This is a genomic window from Chryseobacterium glaciei, assembly GCF_001648155.1.
Taxonomy (GTDB): Bacteria; Bacteroidota; Bacteroidia; order Flavobacteriales; family Weeksellaceae; genus Chryseobacterium; species Chryseobacterium glaciei.
Window position 1 is genome coordinate 596,350 of sequence record NZ_CP015199.1, and the last position, 20,154, is coordinate 616,503.

The window sequence follows — 20,154 nt, forward strand, 5'->3', positions numbered from 1 at the left end:
TCTATAATTAAAAATTACAATCCATTTATAAACTACATAACTTATTAAGACATAAATAATTTTAATTAGTGACTTTTTTTCATGCATTTTCCTTTTATTACTTTTACAGAAAAAATGTATGAAAAAAAGTTTTTTAATTATTCTCATCCTTCTAATCTCTTGTCATAGAGATAATTCAGTGCAAGAAGATGATAACTCAAATGCTCAAAAAATAAAAATTCCCGTTGTTGTTAATGTTCTATATGAAACACCAGCAGGGAATATTTCAGAAGAACAAATACGATCTCAAATTGCAGTTTTGAATGAAGATTTTAATGCTAAAAATTCTGACTTTAATTCTGTACCTGCAGTATTTGCAGGGGTAAAAGCAGATGTTGGAATAGAGTTTGTCCTGACAGCTATCCATAGAGCTAAAATGGACATGAGCAAATGGGACAATTCTGATGCAGGTGGAGGTATGAAGGAAACCGCCAAAGGAGGGCTAGATTCTACCGATCCTTCTTCAAAATTAAACATTCATGTCGTAGAGAAATTAAAAAACGACTCAATAACAATTGGCTTTGCAGATGATCCCAATGGTGATATAAAAATTAATGGAGTCGTAGTATTATCAAAAGCTTTTGGTCGCATCGGAACCGTTGTTGCTCCTACCAATAAAGGCCGTGTAGCAGTACATGAAATAGGTCATTGGCTAGGTCTTACCCATCTCTTTAATGGAGATAAAGACGGAGACTGCGTAGATGACGGCGTGGAAGACACACCAATACATTCATCTGATGTTCAAGGAAACCCCTCTTTTCCTCGTCATGGAACATGCCCAAATTCACCTATAGAAATGACTATGAATTACATGTGCATCACAGATGATGTTGCAAAGTATATGTTTACCAACGGACAAAAAAAACTTATGCTTTCTAAATTTACAGTAGGCAGTCCATGGTATAACTTCAGAATGAAATAATACAGTTAAATAATCCGTTGTGTATTTTAATTTCAAACAACTTAAAAATTGACATTTTTAATTAAAATTAATCTCTTTGGCACGATTATTTAATATAGACAAGCAACTCATGTTTAATTTGAGTTTTCATGGTTATTAGTTTTTATCCCTGGTTAACCCCAGGGATTTTTATTTTAAAACATATTTTTAACAAATCTGTAATTATTAACTGAAAATCATATTTACATTTTAAGAAATATTTTATACCTTCGCTTTGTGATTATAAACAAAAGAACATATTATTATAGAATTTTAACCTCAAATTTGGGATAGGGATTCTTGTAAACATAACATAAACCTCGTCCTTGGACGGGGTTTTTTATTTTAAAATTTAAAAAGATGAAAATAAGTATTATAGGCGTAGGTCTTATTGGAGGGTCGATTGCTTTAAAATTAAGACAAAAAGGAATTACAGATTTCATTTATGGAATCGACAATAATAATGAACATCTTAACCAAGCATTAGATTTAAAAATAATTGATGCTAAAGTTGATCTTGAATACGGAATAAAAAATTCTGATCTTATCATCGTAGCTATTCCCGTAGATTCTGCAAGGAAAATTTTGCCTAATATTTTAGATCTGATTTCAGAAAACCAAACCGTAATGGATGCCGGTTCTACCAAAGCTGGAATTGTTGTTGCCGTAAAAGATCACCCAAAACGTTCAAGATTTGTAGCCTTTCACCCAATGTGGGGAACGGAAAATAATGGCCCAAAATCTGCTGTTTCAGAAAGTTTTTCAGGAAAAGCAGGGGTTATTTGTAATAAAGAAGAATCTGCAGAAGATGCTTTACATTTAGTTGAAAAAATCGTTGAAAGTCTTGATATGCATTTGATTTACATGAATGCAGAAGCTCATGATGTTCACACCGCTTATATTTCACATATTTCACACATTACATCTTATGCTTTAGCAAATACAGTATTGGAAAAAGAGCGTGAAGAAGAAACTATTTTTCAATTGGCGAGTTCCGGTTTTTCGAGTACGGTTCGTTTAGCAAAATCTCATCCTGAAATGTGGGTTCCGATCTTTAAACAAAACAAAGAAAATGTTTTGGATGTTTTGAATGAACATATTTCTCAGTTAAGGAAATTCAAAGTTGCCTTGGAAAAAGAGAATTATGAATACTTAGGAGAATTGATTTCTAATGCTAATAAAATACGAGGAATACTTGATAAATAGCATTATTTTCTTTTGTCTTAACACAAAAGAAACAAAAAGTCAAGACTGGAAACTTCGGCTAAAAATTAAAATTTAATCCTAAAATCCCCAAAACTCACGCGAATTTAAAATAGATTTATTATCAAATTTTATCTCGCGCTCAAACAGTGGGAATTTTTTAACGGATTAAGTTTTAATTTTCTTAACGCCGAAGTTTCCTAAGTCGTTTTTTAAACATAATCAGAATTTGTATCCGTAATGAAATATTACTCATTACCAATTACTTATTATTCATAATTAGCATTCTGGGACGTTTACAGCAATCGCCAACCCACCTTCAGAAGTTTCTTTAAATCTATCGTTCATTGATAATGCCGTTTCCCACATGGTTTGAACAACCTGATCTAAACTTACCTTTGCTTTTGCAGGATCACTTTCAAGAGCGATATTTGCTGCTGTGATTGCTTTTATAGCGCCCATTGTATTTCTTTCAATACAAGGAATTTGTACCAACCCTTTGATCGGATCACAGGTTAAACCTAAATGATGCTCCATTGCAATCTCAGCAGCCATTAAAACCTGACCAACACTTCCGCCAAGAATTTCCGTCAAACCTGCCGCAGCCATAGCCGAAGAAACGCCGACCTCAGCCTGACAACCTCCCATTGCTGCGGAAATTGTTGCATTTTTTTTGAATAATGTTCCGATTTCTCCTGCAACCAATAAAAATCTTGCAATATCGTCTTCACTATTGAATGGCGTAAAAGCCTGAGAATAGATTAACACAGCAGGAATAACCCCACTCGCTCCGTTGGTAGGAGCTGTAATTATCCTTCCAAAAGCTGCATTTTCTTCATTTACAGCCAATGCAAAACACGCAATCCATTTATTGATATTGGTAAAGTTTTCTTCGGCATCTATAACCATTTGGAACCATTCATCCTTATTTTTATAAATCTTATCTTCACCTAATAATTTTCTGTTGATTCCGGCAGCTCTTCTGGTAACATTCAGTCCACCAGGGAGAATGCCTTCTTTGTTTACGCCTTTATAGATACATTCTTTAATCTGCTTCCAAATGTAAAGTGCTTCAGCTCTTGTTTCTTCCTGAGTTCTCCAGCTTTCTTCATTAATTAAAATTAAATCTGACATCTTGCTAAAGCCTAATTTATCACAGTATTTTACAATATCTGCAGCTTTATGACAAGGATACAAAGTACGTACACACTGCTTTTCTATCGAGTTTTTTTCCTGACTTGCGATAAAACCTCCTCCAACAGAATAAAAATCCTGAACAAGCTCGGTTCCGTCTTCAAAAATAGCTTTGAAAATCATTCCGTTTGGATGAAAATCAAGAGATTTCTGCATATTTAAAACCAAATGATGCCCGTAAATAAATGGAATTTTCTTTTCACCTCCCAGATTTAAGATCTGAGTATCTTTTATTTCTCCTATTTTTTCATCAATTTTTGACGTATTGATTGTCTTAAAATCTTCGCCATTCAAACCAAGCATTCCGGCAATATCAGTACCGTGACCGATTCCCGTTTTAGCTAATGAACCGAAAAATTCAAGAAAAACTTCCTTCACCTCAGCAATTGATTTTTCCCTCTTAATAATCCTGATAAATGCAGACGCTGCATTCCAAGGTCCCATCGTATGCGAACTTGACGGACCTATTCCTACTTTAATAATCTCAAAAACCGATATTGATTCCATATAAATGATTCATCATTTTTTCCTAAACACAAAGATACACCATAAATCGAAAAGCAAAAGCCGGAGATGAAAAATCAACTCCGGCTTTCAAATTAAAACTATATGAACGCAATATGATTATTTTCAAGATGTCAATTGTGAATAAGTCAATTGCTTTACAGTCAATTTTTAAAATTCACTTGCGAAGCAAAATTCACTATTGACAATTCACAATTCACAATTCACCTTTCACCTTTTCAGCAAATACTTTCTTCGTGTTGAGAAAGATCAAGTCCCATATCTTCAGCTTCTTCCGAAACTCTCAACGTAATAATACTGTCTGTGATTTTATATAATAGCAATGATCCAAAAAACGCAAATATTGAAACCAAAACCAACGCCATCATATGATGTGCAAAAACTTCAAAACCGCCATGAAGAAGACTCGCATTTTCGCCATGCGCAAATATTGCCGTTAAAATCATTCCCATGATACCTCCTACCCCATGACAGGCGAAAACATCTAACGTGTCGTCGATCTTTTTTAAAGCTTTCCAATTCAACATTACATTAGAAACTATAGCCGAAATAAAACCTATGAAAAGGCTTTCTGCGATAGAGACAAAGCCACATCCGGGAGTAATTGCGACAAGTCCAACGACTGCGCCTATACAAGCTCCCAAAGCAGAAACACTTCGCCCATTGATTCTGTCAAAAAATATCCATGTCATCATTGCTGATGCGGAAGCGATTGTTGTTGTTCCAAAAGCAGTCGCAGCAGTTGCATTGGCAGCCAAAGCAGAACCTGCATTAAAACCGAACCATCCGAACCATAGCATTCCGGTGCCCAGAAGAACGAAAGGAATATTTGAAGGCTCATGATGCGGATTTTTCCTGTTACCTAAAACAATCGCTCCAGCCAAAGCGGCAAATCCGGCACTCATGTGAACGACCGTTCCGCCCGCGAAATCTTTAACTCCAAAATATTTATTTAAAAGTCCTTCCGGATGCCAAACCATATGACAAAGTGGTGCATAGATGAAAATACTGAAAAGCACCATGAATAGTAAATAGGAAATAAAACGTACTCTTTCTGCAAATGACCCCGTGATCAAAGCCGGAGTAATCACTGCAAACTTCATCTGAAACAATGCAAAAAGCACAAAAGGTATCGTAGAAGCCATCATTTTATGAGGCAAAACTCCTACACGACTGAAAAAAGGATAGCTTAACGGATTTCCGATAATGCCATAATGTACCCCATTAATTTCAAAGCCTAAAGAATCTCCAAAAGATAAAGAAAAGCCAACAACCACCCAAAGAATGGAAATTACACCCAACGCGATAAAACTTTGAAGCATTGTAGAAATTACATTTTTCTTACCAACCATTCCGCCGTAGAAAAATGATAAACCTGGAGTCATAAGCAAAACAAGACCTGCCGCCGCCAAAATCCAGGCTACATCGGCACCAACGATTTTATCTTCGCCTAAGAATTCTCCGTTATTTGGAAAATCAACGATTGGACTCCAAAATAAACCGCCTATTGCAATAAGAGCAATGGTGGTAAATGAGACAATCCATTTTAACCCTACTTTCATGAAATTTTAATTTAACCCCTTCAAAAGTAATAATTAATTTCATTAAAACATAAATTAAAATATACAACCCCTATAAATTTTACATTAAATTAAACTAAATGTAATTTTTAAAGTAAAAACACCTCATTTAACACTTTTGAAACTTCTTTATATTTCGTGGCAGGAAATAAATGCGTTCCGCCTTTAATAATATAATTCGGTTTTGAATTTTTAACAGGAAAAACAATATCCCGATCTCCCAATATCTGAATAACACTTGGGTTTTCCTCAAATTTCCATTCGGAGACTTTTTCTACCGACCATTTTAAATAATAAGGGTCTCGAACTTTGAAATATTGCAGGATTTTGGGATTTTTAGGATCAAATAACTTTCTGACCACAGAATATACATTCGCAGCCCTGTCATTAAAAAGACTCAACGGAAGAACTCTGGGAATCTTAGTAACTTCGCCCGTTCTTATAAATTTTGATTTTTCTTTATCCGATTTTATACTTCCTAAAATAACTACTTTTTCAGCCGGCTTTATTTTATTGATCTCCTGAACAATAATTCCTCCAAACGAATATCCTAAAAGACAAAAAGGCTCCGAAACATCTACCTTTTCAGCCATTCTTTCTACATAAAGAGGAAGAGATTCATTTTTTTCAGGAATCAACCAATCAATAAAAACAATTTCGCAATGCTCGGGAAACTCTAGTCTTTCAAGGACTTTAAAATCTGCACCAAGACCACTTACTACATAAACTTTCATGTTACTAAAATAAAAAAAAAGCATCAAAAAAGATGCTTTTATCCATATCATTTATATTTTATGATTAATCTTTATGGAAGGAGATGCGTGTGAGACTATCAATAGAAATAGTAGTAATATCATCCGAAGCCACCCACTCTAAAATATATCCACCGCCAGTTCCCAAAGGAGCAGGCAAGCTTATTCCATCTGCAATTGTTGTAAAATTATATACCAAAATTCCGCTTGTTTTACCGGATGGAATCACTCCACTAATTTCAGATCTGAAACCCGACAAAGGATTTCTTAATATAAACCTGATATCCTGGCTCAAAATATTGGAAGATTTAGTATAATTCACGATAAGTCTCCATTGGTGAACCTGCCCCAATACTCCGTTTTCAAGAAACTGATTTCCAGCAAAAATTCTTACATCAGAAATCAACGAATTTTCTGGCCAACTCGTTGTAGGCGCAGTGGCATACACCAATGGCAACGAATAAGTAACCTGCCGCGTTGTATTCGCAGAGACATTAGACCAATTTGGCTTTGTTCCTGCTCCGGCACCTCCTGCATTAATTTTAACGACACCTTCATTGGGTTTTGTTAATTTTGTCACGATAAGACTACTCCAACTTACCCCGTCATGATAACGTAAGCTTTTATTGGTAGTATCATAAACCATCATACCTTCAACAGGAGCCAAGATAGTTCCAGGATTAGCCAACCTTGGAATAATGACTCCGGATGTTGTTGAAACAATATCCAGAACACCTTTAGGATTGGTCGTATTAATTCCGACCTGCCCGCTCATCCTTATAAAAGAAGCAAGGACAAGAATAATAATTTTTTTTTGCATAAATGTGTATTTTGTTTTTAAATATTTTAAAACATTATACACCTGCACAGTAGTAAGTAATTACAAATATGTGAAAAATATTTCAATATTATGATTAAAACTTAACAATAATTAATTATCGTTAAATAAAAATTAATTTTAGAATTAAAATTAATTAATCCAAAAATTATAATAAATATAAAATATTAACTCAATGAAGAATTATTTAAAATCAAATTCAACAAAAAGTAAAACTCAACGAATACAAAAAAGTGAAAATTATTACAATCAATTCGAAATTTTATAAACATGAAAAGAAGTATTACTGGTAGAACCCAAAATACTGGCACTTAAAACACTTGTTCCCGAAAGTCCAAAGTAAAGTTTATCGCCCGCCTGTAAGCTATAAAGAGCACTTATTGCAGACTCGGACACCGTGAGTGCCGCAAGACCGAGATTAATACCGCTAAACTGCCGAATATCCAAAGTTGAAAATATACCTCCAGAATTTTTAATAATTCCAATACCAGGATTTCCCGTTAACAGAGAAGCCTGCAAGCCACTTCCATATCTAAAATAAAAGTTTACAGCATACACACCGGAAGATGGTACAACATAAGAATAATCAGTTTCAGAAAATAAAGTAGAAATTCCGACACCTTTATCAGACAAGGTAAAGTTAATCTGCTTCCAATTTGAAAACAAAGACAATCCAAGTAAAGTAATCCCTCCATTTTTTGCAGCAGAATATACCGAAGTATTCTTGTTAGCCACTGCCGCTGCAGCATCTACTATCATCTGTGGCTCCACTTTCGCAACTTCAAAATTCCCTTGATTTACAGCCATAATCTGATAGCCGGGAAGCGCTAAAACCTGCGGAGTTTCCCTAACTTTTAAATTGCCATTAATATCAAGCGTTGCCGTAGGCGTTGTTGTATTTATTCCGACTTGAGACCCCAATTCTAAAAAAGAGGCAAAAGCGAAAATAATAATTAATTTTTTCATAACAGTGTATTTCGTTTTTAATTAAAACATGATACACCTTCATAAGTATAAGTAATTTCAAATGTATAAAAAGCATTAAATAAATCAAACCAAAATGAACTATAATTAATTACCCGTAATTAAAACTCAAAACAAATTAAATTTTAATGAAAAATAACAACAATTACACTCAAAACAATGTAAAATATCAATTCAACAACAACATATTTAAAATTCAATTTAAAACAAAAAAAATGAGCGATTAAAAAATCACTCATTCATTTATCTATAAAACTGTATGCCTTATTTCTTTTTTACAGGAACTCTGTTGTCGTTATCCAATTTCTCTGTAGAAACTTTGAATTGAATATCCATTTCGTCTTTAATGAAATAATCTTTCAATGAAGACTGATAGAATACTTTGAAATCTCTTCTGTTTAGAGAAAATTTAGCAGATTCTACCACTACCGTAAACTGAGTAACATATACGTTTGCAGGGAAAGTAATTGTTTTTCTAACTCCTTTTATCGTAATATCACCGTAAACCGTTGAATTGTACTGACTGTTTGCCAGAGGAATAATTTTAGTTAAATGAAATTTCGCGATCGGGAATTTTTTAACTTCGAAAAAATTCGTGCTTTTAAGATCATTTGTCAACTTGATCATGTCTTCATCTGAAACATCACCAGCCATTAAACTCCTCATATCTATCACAAATTCTCCGTCTACTAAGACCGTTTTATCAAAGTTGAATTTTCCACTTTTTAATTTTACCGTTCCGGAATGCGATGAAGCCTCAGTTTTTACAACTTTATACCCCCACCATCTGACCTCAGACGAAGTGACCTTTGATACCTTATCAAATTTCCTTTGAGCAAAAACAAATGATATGCTCGCACACATCATCGCAAACAATAGTAATCTTTTCATTCTTTTTTATTTACAATTCAACAAAAATAAAAAAAAGTGTAGAACTTCTACACTTTTAACAATCTTTTTTTGATTAAATTATTTAGCAGTCACTTTTACAAGCATATCTATTTCATCTTTCACAAAAACATCCTGCATTGTAGACTTGTAAGAAATGTCGAATTTCTGTCTGTCGAAAGAGAATTTATTAGACACTAAACTTACAACTCCTTTGCTGTAAGAAATTTTTGCAGGGAAAGAAACTTCGTTTGTTTTTCCTTTAACGGTAAGATTTCCTGTAACCAAAGAGCTATAGATCTTATCGTTGTTTTTCTTTACAGAAGTGATTTTGAAACTAGCTGTAGGGAATTTTTCAACTTCGAAGAAATCTCCATTCTTAAGGTGACCGTTTAATTTTCCTTGATACTCTCCAGTTAAATCAGTTGAAGAGATAGAAGTCATGTCTAAAGTGAAAGAACCACCTACTAATTGGTTTCCTTTCATTACCATATCTCCAGATTTTACTTTTACAGTACCATCATGAGAGCTAGCCTCAGATTTAGCAACTTTATAACCCCACCAGTGAACGTCAGATGCTACTACTTTTTTTGACTGCCCGAAAGCTAAACCACCAGCTAAAACTGCTAATAAAAATATTTTTTTCATTTTGAATAAGTTATTTACCTTGTTTGTTAATGATGCAAATGTAGCCAACTTATATGATAGATTTCATTGATGTATATCAATAAAAACAATAATTTTTATGAATAATATCAGTCATAAAAAAACTCCGAATTTCTTCGGAGCTTGTTTTTATTCTTGGTAATAAGCAGTATAGAGTGCTGCACCATTTAATCCTGTCTGATTTTGTTTGATCAGATAGATCGGAATGTTTCTCAGCATATCCTCCATTTTATCACTTATTCTAAATTTCTCGTAGAATTTGTCTTTATCCATATACTTACTGATCATCTGCGGAATATCTCCTGCAATCAATAATCCTCCTGTAGCTTTTAATTTCAGCGTCAGGTTGTTTGCTTCTCTTGCTAAAAATTCAAGGAATGTATCTAAAGCTATCTTACAGATCAAAACATCATCTTCAACAGCCGCTTTGTAGATCACCTCAACAAAGTTTCCGTTAGCAAGACGTTCTGATAACCATTCCGGCTCAGGATGTCTTTTTACATCTCTTAAGAATCTATAGATATTAAATAATCCTGTCTTAGAAAGCACGTTTTCCCAACTTACAATTCCGTAAATATTATTTAAGAATTGATAGAACTCAACTTCAACATTGGTTCTTGGAGAAAATTCTGAGTGACCTCCTTCCGTTGCAAATGGTCTTAAATATTTCCCGTCAAAGAAATATCCAGCTTCACCTAGTCCGTTTCCTGGAGCAAGGATCGCTACGTTACCATTTTCAAGATGACCGCTTGTGTAGATATCATCCATATCAGAATCTTCAAGAAGCCCCATTCCGTAGGCAGAAGCCTCCAAGTCATTAAGCATATCCACTTTCTCGAATCCGAAATCTCTTGTGATCTCTTCCTGATCTAAGTTCCAGCCTAATCTTGCAGGACTACTCTTCCCATTAAGAACAGGTCCCGGGACAGCCATTCCTAAACGTTTTACATTTCCCAACTCGTTATCCTGAATAAATTTCTTCAAGATATCCGAAAAAGAAGTATATTCTTTCGTTGGGTAATCGCTCTGGATTTTCACCTCAAGACCTCCGTTACCGGAAACAAAATACCCCAAGGTTGTAGTGTCTTCACGAAGGTTTGCCCCAATGATAGAAACATTATCATTATTACTGTTCTTTACGCCTGGTAAATAAAGTGGAAATTTTGGGTTCAAAATCATAATCAGCAAATTTTATCAAATATAATAATTGTTTTGGTAAATACTATAGGGAAAGAAAAAACCTTTTCAAAAAAACGAAAAGGTTTTGGTTAATAATTGTTTATATTTAAATCTAACTACTTCCCTAATGGAATATTGTAAGAAAACCCTACTCCAATGTTCCCCACATTGTAGTCTTGGTTTGGCAAATCGCCCTTGTCTCCTACAAATACTTTCTGATACTGTACAAAGAAATTCCAGTCTTTGTTATGGTATCCGATCTCAGGTTTGATGTAAAAACCTCCGTCCGGTCTGTCAACCGTACTGTTGGAAGCCACTTTTTCATCACCCACCAAGAAACCGTAACCTAAATCTGTTCCGAAATAAAATCCGGTCTGTTTTGGGTAAATTCTGATCAAAGCACCTACAGGAATTACTCCCACATCATTATTGTTGATCCCGTTGTTATCCTTACCAAAATAATGGGTATAACCTGTTGCGATACCTAATCCAAATCCAGGAGTAATCAAGTTTTGATAAGCTACGTCTACACCAGCAGAAGCAGAAACATTATCTGCGGGAACAGCTAAACCAGCATTCGCTCCTACCTTAATCATATTATTCATTTGTGAGCTTTGAGCACTTACTACACCAACCGTTAAAATTCCGCCTAGTAAGATGACCTGTTTAAACATTTTCATAACTCTGATTTTTTAAATTTTACTAATCTGAAGGATGTAAAAATCGTGCCAAGGAAGCCTATTTTTCTCACTTTAACATTAATAAAAATCGCAAAATAATGAATATCAATTAATTAAATTAACCAAAAATTAAATACATGTTTAACTTGAGATTAAAAATAACAATATTAATAATTCTTAACCGTTATAATTTTAACCTTTTTGGTTTTCTATCATCAAAAAATAAATTGTTATATGATGCTCTCATCCTTATTAAATAATAAACATCTTCTTTGGCGCGCCGGTTTCGGAGCAGGAATCAATCAATTTGAAGATCTGAAAAATAAAGACATCAAAACTTTACTTAAAGATTTATTTAAAGAAGAAAATTTTGTTGAAGTTACATACGAAACGCCTGATGTAGAGACCATCGACTACATGACCGACAAATCTCCCGCAGAAAAGAAAAAGGAAATCCAGAGGATCAACAGAGAGCAAAACAACGAACTGAACCTGAATTTTCTCAACAAAATGATCAACAGCAACGAACAGATGAGGGAAAAAATGGCTTTCTTCTGGCACGGACATTTTGCATCGAGAGTTCAAAACCCAAAATTCAACAGACAATTATTAAATATTATTCGAAAAAATTCTTTGGGAAATTTCAAAGATCTTTTGTTTGAAGTAAGCCAAGCTCCTGCAATGTTGAATTTTCTTAATAATCAACAAAATAAAAAGGATCATCCCAACGAAAACTTTGCCCGTGAAGTAATGGAATTATTCACCATGGGACGCGGAAATTATACCGAAAAAGACATCCGGGAAGGCGCAAGAGCTTTCACAGGCTGGGGTTATGATAAAGAAGGAAATTTTGCAGAAAGAAAAAAACTTCACGACGAAGCCACAAAAACCTTCTTAGGAAAAACAGGAAATTTCACCGGAACAGATGCTTTAAATATTATTCTAGAACAAAAAGCAACGGCAAAATTTATTACTTCTAAAATCTATAAATTTTTTGTCAACGAAAATGTGGATGAAAGTATTGTTAATAAGCTAAGCGACAGTTTTTACACCTCCAATTATGACATCAAAAAATTGATGAACGATATATTTTCAAGTTCATGGTTTTATGACAAAAAAAATATCGGAAACAGAATAAAATCGCCAATAGAATTAATGGTTGGAATGATGAGAACGCTACCAATGCATGTTCAAAATCCTGAGAACCTTATCATTTATCAAAAATTATTAGGTCAGATGTTGCTCTATCCTCCCAACGTTTCGGGATGGCCAAATGGAAAATCGTGGATCGACAGTTCAACTTTGATGCTGAGACTTCAGATTCCTCAAATTTGGTCGGGTTTACGACCTTTAGAATATTCTCCAAGACAAGATGATGATATTGATATGGGAATGAAATCACGAGAAACTGCCTTAAACAAAAGCTTTAAAAACCCGAATATTACCATCGATTGGGCTCGTGTTGAAAAAGCTTTCACTAATAAAAATTGTGAAGATTATTTAATTCAAAACTCAACCTCGTTGAGCATGGATTCTGTGAAAAGTTTCTCCGACAACACGGTGAAAATGAATGTAATCAACCTAATGTCAACACCGGAATATCAGTTAATGTAAATAAAATACAAGGAATTAGGATTTAGGGCTTGGCAATTAGGCTCCAGACGTCTCTAAAAACTAAGCCCTAAATCCTAATCCCTAAAACCTAACTTTATGCTAATTAAAAGAAGAGAATTTTTAAAAATAAGTTCATTAGCAACAGCTTCATTAATGGTTCCTAATTTCCTGAAATCAATGACGCTGGATAATGCTTTGGAACGTAATCAGAAGATCTTGATTGTTCTTCAATTTACAGGTGGAAATGATGGTTTAAACACGATCATTCCTACAAAAAATGACATTTATTTTAAAGAAAGAAGCAAAATAGCAATACAGAATTCTTTACAGCTTAATGATGAAGCAGGAATCAACCCGTCTTTGTCTTATTTTAAAGAATTATTTGATAATGGAGAGCTTTCTGTTATGAATAACGTAGGTTATCCCGATCCTGATAAATCACATTTCCGAAGCATGGATATCTGGCAGTCAGCAAGTAAAAGTGATGAATTTTTGGAAACTGGCTGGCTTGGACGTTTTCTGGATGAAGAATGTTACAAATGCGACCATCCAACACAAGCTTTGGAAGTTGATGATATGCTAAGTTTAGCCTTAAAAGGTGAAAATAATAAAGCTTTTGCTTTTAAAGATCCTAAAAGGTTGTATCAAACGAGTCAGGAGAAATATTTTAAGTCGCTTTACGATCATCATCATGAAGATGAAACAGTATCTTATTTATATCAAACATTGGGGTCAACGATCAATAATGCAGACTATATTTTCGAAAAAAGTAAAGCAAAAAAGACAGATCAAACGTATCCTAATTCACAATTGGGAAAAGACTTTAAAACCGTTGCATCGTTGATAAAATCTGATATTAACACACAGGTTTATTACCTTTCCGTTGGAAGTTTTGATACACATGTTAATCAAAATGAAAGACAGCAAAAGCTTTTTGATGACATCAATGAAGCCGTAAAATCTTTCGTTGCAGATATGAAAAGTAACGGTTTATTCAATGATATTTTATTGATGACATTCTCAGAATTTGGTCGTCGCGTTGCGCAAAATGCCAGTAATGGAACAGATCACGGAACAGCCAATCAAATGTTTTTTATCGGCGGAGGATTGAAAAAGAAAGGACTTCTAAACGCACTACCCGATTTACAGAATTTGAATGAAGGTGATTTAATTTATACCGAAGATTTCAGAAAAGTATACGCTACCATTCTTAAAAACTGGCTAAAAGCAGATTCTTCTAAAGTTCTGGGCTGGAAAAATGGGGTTTATGATTTTGTTTAAGAAAAAAGAGACCGTTTTAAAAACAGTCTCTTTTCTATAATTTTTAATTACTTTTAATTTGAAGCAGGAAGCTGTTTTGGTTCAGTTCCCTGTGGTTTTTTATCCAGCTTTTCTGATATTTTCTTGACGATAAATTCAATTATCAAAGGTGCTACAATAGCAAGTACAGTTTTTAATATTCTTGATTTCATACTATTTATTTTAGAATTTGATTAATACAATTTCTAAGCCACAACATATTTATAGAAAATTTCAACTCTAATCAGGAACAATCAAATTTTCATAATTCTGGCTTCCTGATTTAAATTTTTCTTCCATTCTTAAACGTAATTTTCTAGGTTTATGCACAATCAGACAATTTCCAAATCCCAGTAAAAGTCTTTCCAATTCGTTGTTTATTTGCACACAGATCTTAAAAATAGTGCCTTCCTCATTTTCACTGATAATTTCCTGACTTTTATGCAAAGGTTTTGTTTTTACATACGGAGCGTTAGAAGAATCAACAAAAAAGACAACATTTCTGGGTTCCATCGTTGGCGAAACGGTTACTCCTACGATATCTTTAAAATATTCGTCACCATCCAGATCTTGGTCAATAAATTTAATTTTTTCATCGGTTTCAATGCTTTCCATTCTATCCAACGCCAGATTGTACATTTTTCCTTTATGGAGACAGATCAGAAACCAGCGATTATTAAATTCCTTTAATAATTGAGGATGCACAACAAAATTACTCGATTCTCTTGCGTTGAAGCTTTTATATAGAATATTTAAAACCTTTTTATTTAATATTCCTTCATACAAAACGTCAATATGCTCCAACCCTTTCAACTGCTCATTTTTATCTAAATGAATTATTGATTTTTGATTGGTTGAATGTATAGAATCCTCCAATTTTTGAATCACTCCATTCATCTCTTTGAACATTGAAAAATCTTTGAACTGCTTTAAAATCTGCACCGCATTATTCATCGCCTTTAAATCACTTTCATTCACAGAAATATTATGAATGCTGTAATCCGGATCACTGTAACGATAATATTTTCTTTCGTAGACCTCAATCGGAGCTTCATAACCGAATTTTTCACTTCGCATATTTTGCAGATCGAGTTGCACAGTTCGTTTGCTGACAAAAGATTCTTTGCCTTCAAATTCAAACAAAGCTTCAGAACATTCATCAATTAAATCTTCTAAAGTGTATTGCTTGTATTTGTTTTTAAGACATTTATCAAGCGTTTTGTAGCGGATAAGAGCATTTTTGTTGGATGACATGGTGTTTTATTTTGGTTTTTTGGTTAATTTTTGGAAAATCGCAAAGGCGCAAAGATTTTAACAACTATACTTTTTAAGGCGCAAGGATTTTATCTTCGATAAAATTTAGCTGGACAATTTGCTGAAAATCTATGATTTTCTTGCGCCTTAAAAACAGCTTATATTAAAAAAATTGCGCCTTTGCGTTTATAACATAAATTTATTTCTTTGTCAAAGCTTCACCTTCAAAAGAAATCCCCTCCCAACCGAATTCGATGAAATTTCTGATGTTTTGATGATCTGTTCCTTCAGGATTTTTCAAGACATCTTCTCTGTAAAATTCTCCGAAAAGGTTTAAAACTTCTTCTTTTGATAAATTATTCAATTTTGCAAAACTGAAAACCTTGCAAGAACCATTATTCTGATCTGCTTCATTTACGGTATTTCCGTTGGTGAATTTTGTTGGCGTGAAATCGTAGTTTTTATCAATATATGAGATTACCTCTTTAAATTGAATCGTTTTAGGAGAAGTCTTTAATTGTTCTAATAACATTTTTTAAATTTTATCAAAAATAATTAAAATATTTTTATCTACGCAAAAAGATTGCACACTTGTGTTATTACTTTGCATCAACAAAATGAGAGAACACATGGAATTTAACGGAAACAATTTAATAGAATTAGGATATAGATCAGCGAAATGGTTTAAAGAAGCCATTGCGCATATTAACGAAAATAATTTAGATGAAAATCAAATCACAGCCTATTTGGAACAATTCAAACAACCGGATTTGATTCCGCTTCATGAAATGGCAAAAGATTTCATCATTAACATCAGAGCTGAACACGAAAGTGAAAATGATAACGTGGAAAAAGTAATCAATACCATGAAAGTTTTGATGAAAACACCAACTTTAATTAATGGAGCTATCATGCCGGATGCGTGTCCGACAGGTCCAGAAGGTCAGATTCCCGTAGGTGGAGTTGTTGTGGCAAAAAATGCGATTCACCCTGGATTTCATAGCGCAGATATCTGTTGTTCTGTGATGTTGACAGATTTTGGTAAAGCCAATCCTAAAGAAGTTTTAGATGCAGCGCATTCAATTACACATTTCGGACCTGGAGGAAGACCAAGAGGAGAGCAAATGGAAATTTCTCAGGAATTAATGGATGCTTTTAGAGAAAATTACTTTTTGAATGATGAAAAATTAATAAGTATTTCCCGTTCACATATGGGAACGCAAGGGGATGGAAACCATTTCTTATTCGTTGGAATTTCCAAAAATACAGGAAATACAATGTTGGTGACTCACCACGGATCAAGAGCTCCGGGAGCAGCTTTGTATGATAAAGGAATGAAAGTCGCGAATAGATTCAGACTGGAAATTTCACCAGAAACTTTGAAAGAAAACGCGTGGATTCCTTATGAAACTGAAGAAGGAAAATCATATTGGGAAGCCTTGCAATTGATAAGAACATGGACGAAAGAAAACCATACGTCTATTCACGATGCTACTTTAAATAAATTAGGAATTGAGAAACAAGACCGATATTGGAACGAACATAATTTTGTTTTCAAGGATGGAGATTTATTTTACCATGCAAAAGGAGCAACTCCGCTGGACGATAAATTTATGCCGGATATTACGGGACCAAGATTGATTCCGCTGAATATGTCAGAACCCGTTTTGATTGTTCAGGGAAAAACAAATGAGAGAAATCTAGGTTTTGCACCACACGGAGCGGGAAGAAATTTCAGCAGAACGCAGCATAAAAAATCATTAGCTCATAAAACCATTGAAGAAGTTTTTGAAGAAGAAACCAAAGGATTAGATATCCGTTTTTTCTCGAATGAAATTGATATTTCTGAACTTCCGACTGCTTATAAAAGCGCCAAAAACGTGAGAGCTCAGATTGAAGAATATGGACTTTGTGAAGTTTTGGATGAAGTGATGCCTTACGGTTGTATTATGGCTGGGGATGTTCAGAAAAATGCTCCTTGGAAGAAGAAGAAATTTAGAAAAGCATAGTTGTTGGTCAATCGCAAAGGCGCAAAGATTTTAGTGACTATACTTTTTAAGGCGCGAGGATTTTATCTTCGATAAAATTTCATACTGCATATTTTGCTGAAAATATTTGATTTTCTTGTGCCTTAAAAGCATAATTAATTTCAAATCTTTGCGCCTTTGCGATTGACCAAAAAATAATAAAACTAATAACCAAACCTTGCAGGTGTAAAAGCTTGCAGGGTTATGAAAACTTTTTAATAATAAAGGTAGGAGTAGTAGCTCAGATGGTTAGAGCAACAGATTACTTTTCGCTTTTGGCAAATAAAAGTTCCTGTAAAACTTCAAAGTTGTGGGTCGCAGGTTCGAGTCCTGCCTACTCCTCAAAATAAAATTAAGGCAAAGAAAGTTCCTATTTGATTTACACATTTACTTTCCGCCATTTTACAAATTACTAGGCAAAGGGAGTTCCTATATTTGGATAATTACTCCCCGCTTTTTATAAAACTATAGGTAAAAGGAGTTCCTATATACTTCATTAAAAGAACATACTCCTCACTTATTTTTTTAAATTAAAAACAATGAAAACATTAAAATTATTCAACGCTGTATTAGCCAAAAAATCTGATGAAAAGCCATTCATTTCAAATGAGGGTTTTATCATTGAATCTGATGCACTTTGGGCTAAAAAAGAAATTATTTCTTATTATTCAAAAGAAAAACTGAATGGAAATGATTTAAACAAAACCTTTCATAAATCTTGGCAGAAAATCAAAGAAAGTACTAGAATTGAATTGTTAATTGAGCAAATCAACCACTATATTTCAACGTATGGAAGTAATTTTCAGAATGAAATTTATATTCCAAATGAAGTATTGAATGTTCCTGATTTGAAGTTAACTTTTAAAGTAATTAAAGCCTATTCACAAGAAGAAATGCAGAAAAAATGCCTTTCTCTTTTAAAATCAGGTATTGCTTTGAAAGAAGAAACGATTGATGATTTGCTTTATATTTTGCATACAGAATTGGAATATGATTTCACAGGAAAAGAAAATATCCGAAACAAAGAAGCGATTATAAAAATTGCCGATCTATACGATATTTATCCTGAAAATCCGGTTGAGTTTTTCCGTTACGTGATCTATAAAACGACAAACACAACGCTTTTAATTAAAAACGATGATTTGATTGATTTAATTAAGCAAAGTCATTTTAATCCAACCTACTTATTTGAAAGTTTTGGATTGGAAAAACAGGCGGAGATCTTTAACAGATTTAAACCTTTATTTTTAGCTTATAAAAAGAGAGCTCCGAAAACAATCAATAAAATTTCGAAGCTGTCAAAAGTGTATCATCAACCATTAATTTCGAATCCATTAAATAATGCCACTAATATTTTGTTGGAAAACAGCGATTTACACTGGTTGGAAAATGCAACGCCTTTTGCTTTGTTTAAAGCTTTATCGGCTTGTTACTCAAGAATGTATGGTCAGGATACTTTTGTCTATAAAATCAGAAACGGAAAATCATGGACGAAGAAAGGAACTCCTACTTCTGCGAATGAATTAAATTATGATTTTATCTTAAATTATTTAAAATCAAAATATAATCTTTCCGAAAAGAAGATGTATTTCCCTAAAGATGTAGAATTTGGTTTACCAACTTCAGAGAAAATGTTTGTTGGAAATATTCCGACCGGAACGAGATTTTATGGAGAAAGACTAGCGATTGGAATTTATTGGGAAAATGCTTGGGGAGCGAATGATCTCGACCTTTCCGGATTGAATATCGCAGGAAAAATTGGATGGAATGCAGCTTATAATCAAGATAACGGACAATTAATGTACTCCGGAGATGTGACCTCTGCTCCAAACGGTGCGGTAGAATATCTTTACTCCAACAAGTATTTAAATACTCCAACGCTTGTGATGAATAGTGTTTTCTCCGGAGATGCCAATTGTGGTTATAAAATCGTTATCGGAAAAGGAGATGATATTTCCTACGATTATATGATGAATCCTAATAACCTCTTTGCTGAAGCTAAGTGTAACTCGGTTCAGAAACAGACGATTTTGGGAATGCTATTACCGAAAGATGGAAAACAATGTTTCGTCTTATTGAATTTCGGAGCAGGAAATTCACATGTTTCGGGAACTTCTGAAGTTTCTACAATGGCGACAAATGCGCTGTATCAGCAATGGTATCAGCCAGTTTCTTTTAATCATTTGATGGAAGAACTGGGCGCAACGATTACTTCAGAAAAAGAAGAAGCGGACTTTGACTTCTCTTTGGAAACCTTGGAGAAAGATAGTTTTACCAAGATTTTTAAATAATATTTTAAGCTGTCATTTTGAGTGAAAATCTTGAAATGGCGGCTTTTATTTTTAACGCAAAGATTTATTTTTCTTGATGAAAATTATTAAGGAATAAAATATTTTTAAACCATTAAGAAGAGTTAAGTCATTAAGGAAAATTAAGAAAAAATCCATTGATTTTCTTAAGTGGATAAATTTAAAGCTAGGCTCAAACTTAAT

General features: G+C 33.7%; 18 protein-coding genes and 1 tRNA gene. 7 read left to right on the forward strand and 12 right to left on the reverse strand.

The features are described from left to right. The first annotated feature begins 178 nt into the window (after window positions 1–178). A complete protein-coding gene (locus A0O34_RS02615) occupies window positions 179–961 on the forward strand; it encodes a M43 family zinc metalloprotease (RefSeq protein ID WP_157885933.1) in 783 nt (260 codons plus the stop codon). A 378-nt stretch (window positions 962–1,339) separates the two neighbouring features. Further along, window positions 1,340–2,185 carry a prephenate dehydrogenase gene (locus tag A0O34_RS02620; RefSeq protein ID WP_066750904.1) on the forward strand — a complete coding sequence of 282 codons (846 nt, stop codon included), beginning with the start codon at window positions 1,340–1,342 and terminating at the stop codon, window positions 2,183–2,185. 276 nt (window positions 2,186–2,461) lie between these two features. On the opposite strand, the gene A0O34_RS02625 is transcribed toward A0O34_RS02620, so the two are convergent. The 9 genes from A0O34_RS02625 to A0O34_RS02665 form a co-directional block, all read right to left on the reverse strand. Then, on the reverse strand, window positions 2,462–3,883 hold the full coding sequence (locus A0O34_RS02625) for an L-serine ammonia-lyase (RefSeq protein WP_066750905.1): 1,422 nt from the start codon (window positions 3,881–3,883) through the stop codon (window positions 2,462–2,464). A 236-nt stretch (window positions 3,884–4,119) separates the two neighbouring features. Continuing rightward, entirely contained in the window at window positions 4,120–5,463 is a 1,344-nt protein-coding gene (locus A0O34_RS02630) for an ammonium transporter (protein ID WP_066750906.1), read from the reverse strand. Between the two features lie 107 nt (window positions 5,464–5,570). Then, window positions 5,571–6,215 carry an alpha/beta hydrolase gene (locus A0O34_RS02635; RefSeq protein ID WP_066750907.1) on the reverse strand — a complete coding sequence of 215 codons (645 nt, stop codon included), beginning with the start codon at window positions 6,213–6,215 and terminating at the stop codon, window positions 5,571–5,573. Window positions 6,216–6,279: 64 nt separating this feature from the next. Next, a complete protein-coding gene (locus A0O34_RS02640) occupies window positions 6,280–7,053 on the reverse strand; it encodes a hypothetical protein (RefSeq protein ID WP_157885934.1) in 774 nt (257 codons plus the stop codon). 267 nt (window positions 7,054–7,320) lie between these two features. Next, complete coding sequence (locus tag A0O34_RS02645) at window positions 7,321–8,037, reverse strand: hypothetical protein (RefSeq protein ID WP_066750909.1); 717 nt, start codon at window positions 8,035–8,037, stop codon at window positions 7,321–7,323. A 282-nt stretch (window positions 8,038–8,319) separates the two neighbouring features. Further along, window positions 8,320–8,946 carry a YceI family protein gene (locus A0O34_RS02650; RefSeq protein WP_066750910.1) on the reverse strand — a complete coding sequence of 209 codons (627 nt, stop codon included), beginning with the start codon at window positions 8,944–8,946 and terminating at the stop codon, window positions 8,320–8,322. Window positions 8,947–9,024: 78 nt separating this feature from the next. Further along, window positions 9,025–9,591: a YceI family protein gene (locus tag A0O34_RS02655; protein WP_066750911.1), complete on the reverse strand. Its 567-nt coding sequence runs from the start codon at window positions 9,589–9,591 to the stop codon at window positions 9,025–9,027. A 147-nt stretch (window positions 9,592–9,738) separates the two neighbouring features. Next, entirely contained in the window at window positions 9,739–10,788 is a 1,050-nt protein-coding gene (locus tag A0O34_RS02660) for a glucokinase (protein ID WP_066750912.1), read from the reverse strand. Between the two features lie 116 nt (window positions 10,789–10,904). Next, window positions 10,905–11,468 carry a hypothetical protein gene (locus A0O34_RS02665; RefSeq protein WP_066750913.1) on the reverse strand — a complete coding sequence of 188 codons (564 nt, stop codon included), beginning with the start codon at window positions 11,466–11,468 and terminating at the stop codon, window positions 10,905–10,907. A gap of 234 nt (window positions 11,469–11,702) precedes the next feature. Between A0O34_RS02665 and A0O34_RS02670 the strand changes: the two genes are divergently transcribed. Continuing rightward, window positions 11,703–13,082, forward strand: coding sequence for a DUF1800 domain-containing protein (locus A0O34_RS02670; RefSeq protein ID WP_082891084.1), 1,380 nt, complete (start codon window positions 11,703–11,705; stop codon window positions 13,080–13,082). A gap of 96 nt (window positions 13,083–13,178) precedes the next feature. Continuing rightward, window positions 13,179–14,363, forward strand: coding sequence for a DUF1501 domain-containing protein (locus A0O34_RS02675; protein WP_066750914.1), 1,185 nt, complete (start codon window positions 13,179–13,181; stop codon window positions 14,361–14,363). A 53-nt stretch (window positions 14,364–14,416) separates the two neighbouring features. Here A0O34_RS02675 and A0O34_RS22500 read toward each other — a convergent pair whose 3' ends face one another. From A0O34_RS22500 to A0O34_RS02685, 3 genes are all read right to left on the reverse strand, one after another. Next, window positions 14,417–14,554 (reverse strand): hypothetical protein, encoded by a 138-nt coding sequence (locus A0O34_RS22500; protein WP_169816835.1) that lies wholly within the window; start codon window positions 14,552–14,554, stop codon window positions 14,417–14,419. Between the two features lie 67 nt (window positions 14,555–14,621). Beyond that, window positions 14,622–15,635, reverse strand: coding sequence for a helix-turn-helix transcriptional regulator (locus A0O34_RS02680; RefSeq protein WP_066750915.1), 1,014 nt, complete (start codon window positions 15,633–15,635; stop codon window positions 14,622–14,624). A gap of 199 nt (window positions 15,636–15,834) precedes the next feature. Continuing rightward, on the reverse strand, window positions 15,835–16,167 hold the full coding sequence (locus A0O34_RS02685) for a HopJ type III effector protein (protein ID WP_066750916.1): 333 nt from the start codon (window positions 16,165–16,167) through the stop codon (window positions 15,835–15,837). 97 nt (window positions 16,168–16,264) lie between these two features. Here A0O34_RS02685 and A0O34_RS02690 point away from each other — a divergent pair, with 97 nt between their 5' ends. The 3 genes from A0O34_RS02690 to A0O34_RS02695 all read left to right on the forward strand — a co-directional run bounded on the left by A0O34_RS02690 (window position 16,265) and on the right by A0O34_RS02695 (window position 19,953). After that, window positions 16,265–17,644 carry an RtcB family protein gene (locus tag A0O34_RS02690; protein WP_066759437.1) on the forward strand — a complete coding sequence of 460 codons (1,380 nt, stop codon included), beginning with the start codon at window positions 16,265–16,267 and terminating at the stop codon, window positions 17,642–17,644. Window positions 17,645–17,892: 248 nt separating this feature from the next. Then, window positions 17,893–18,004, forward strand: a tRNA-OTHER gene (locus tag A0O34_RS22260). A 197-nt stretch (window positions 18,005–18,201) separates the two neighbouring features. Further along, entirely contained in the window at window positions 18,202–19,953 is a 1,752-nt protein-coding gene (locus A0O34_RS02695) for a hypothetical protein (protein WP_066750917.1), read from the forward strand. The last annotated feature ends 201 nt before the right edge of the window (window positions 19,954–20,154 follow it).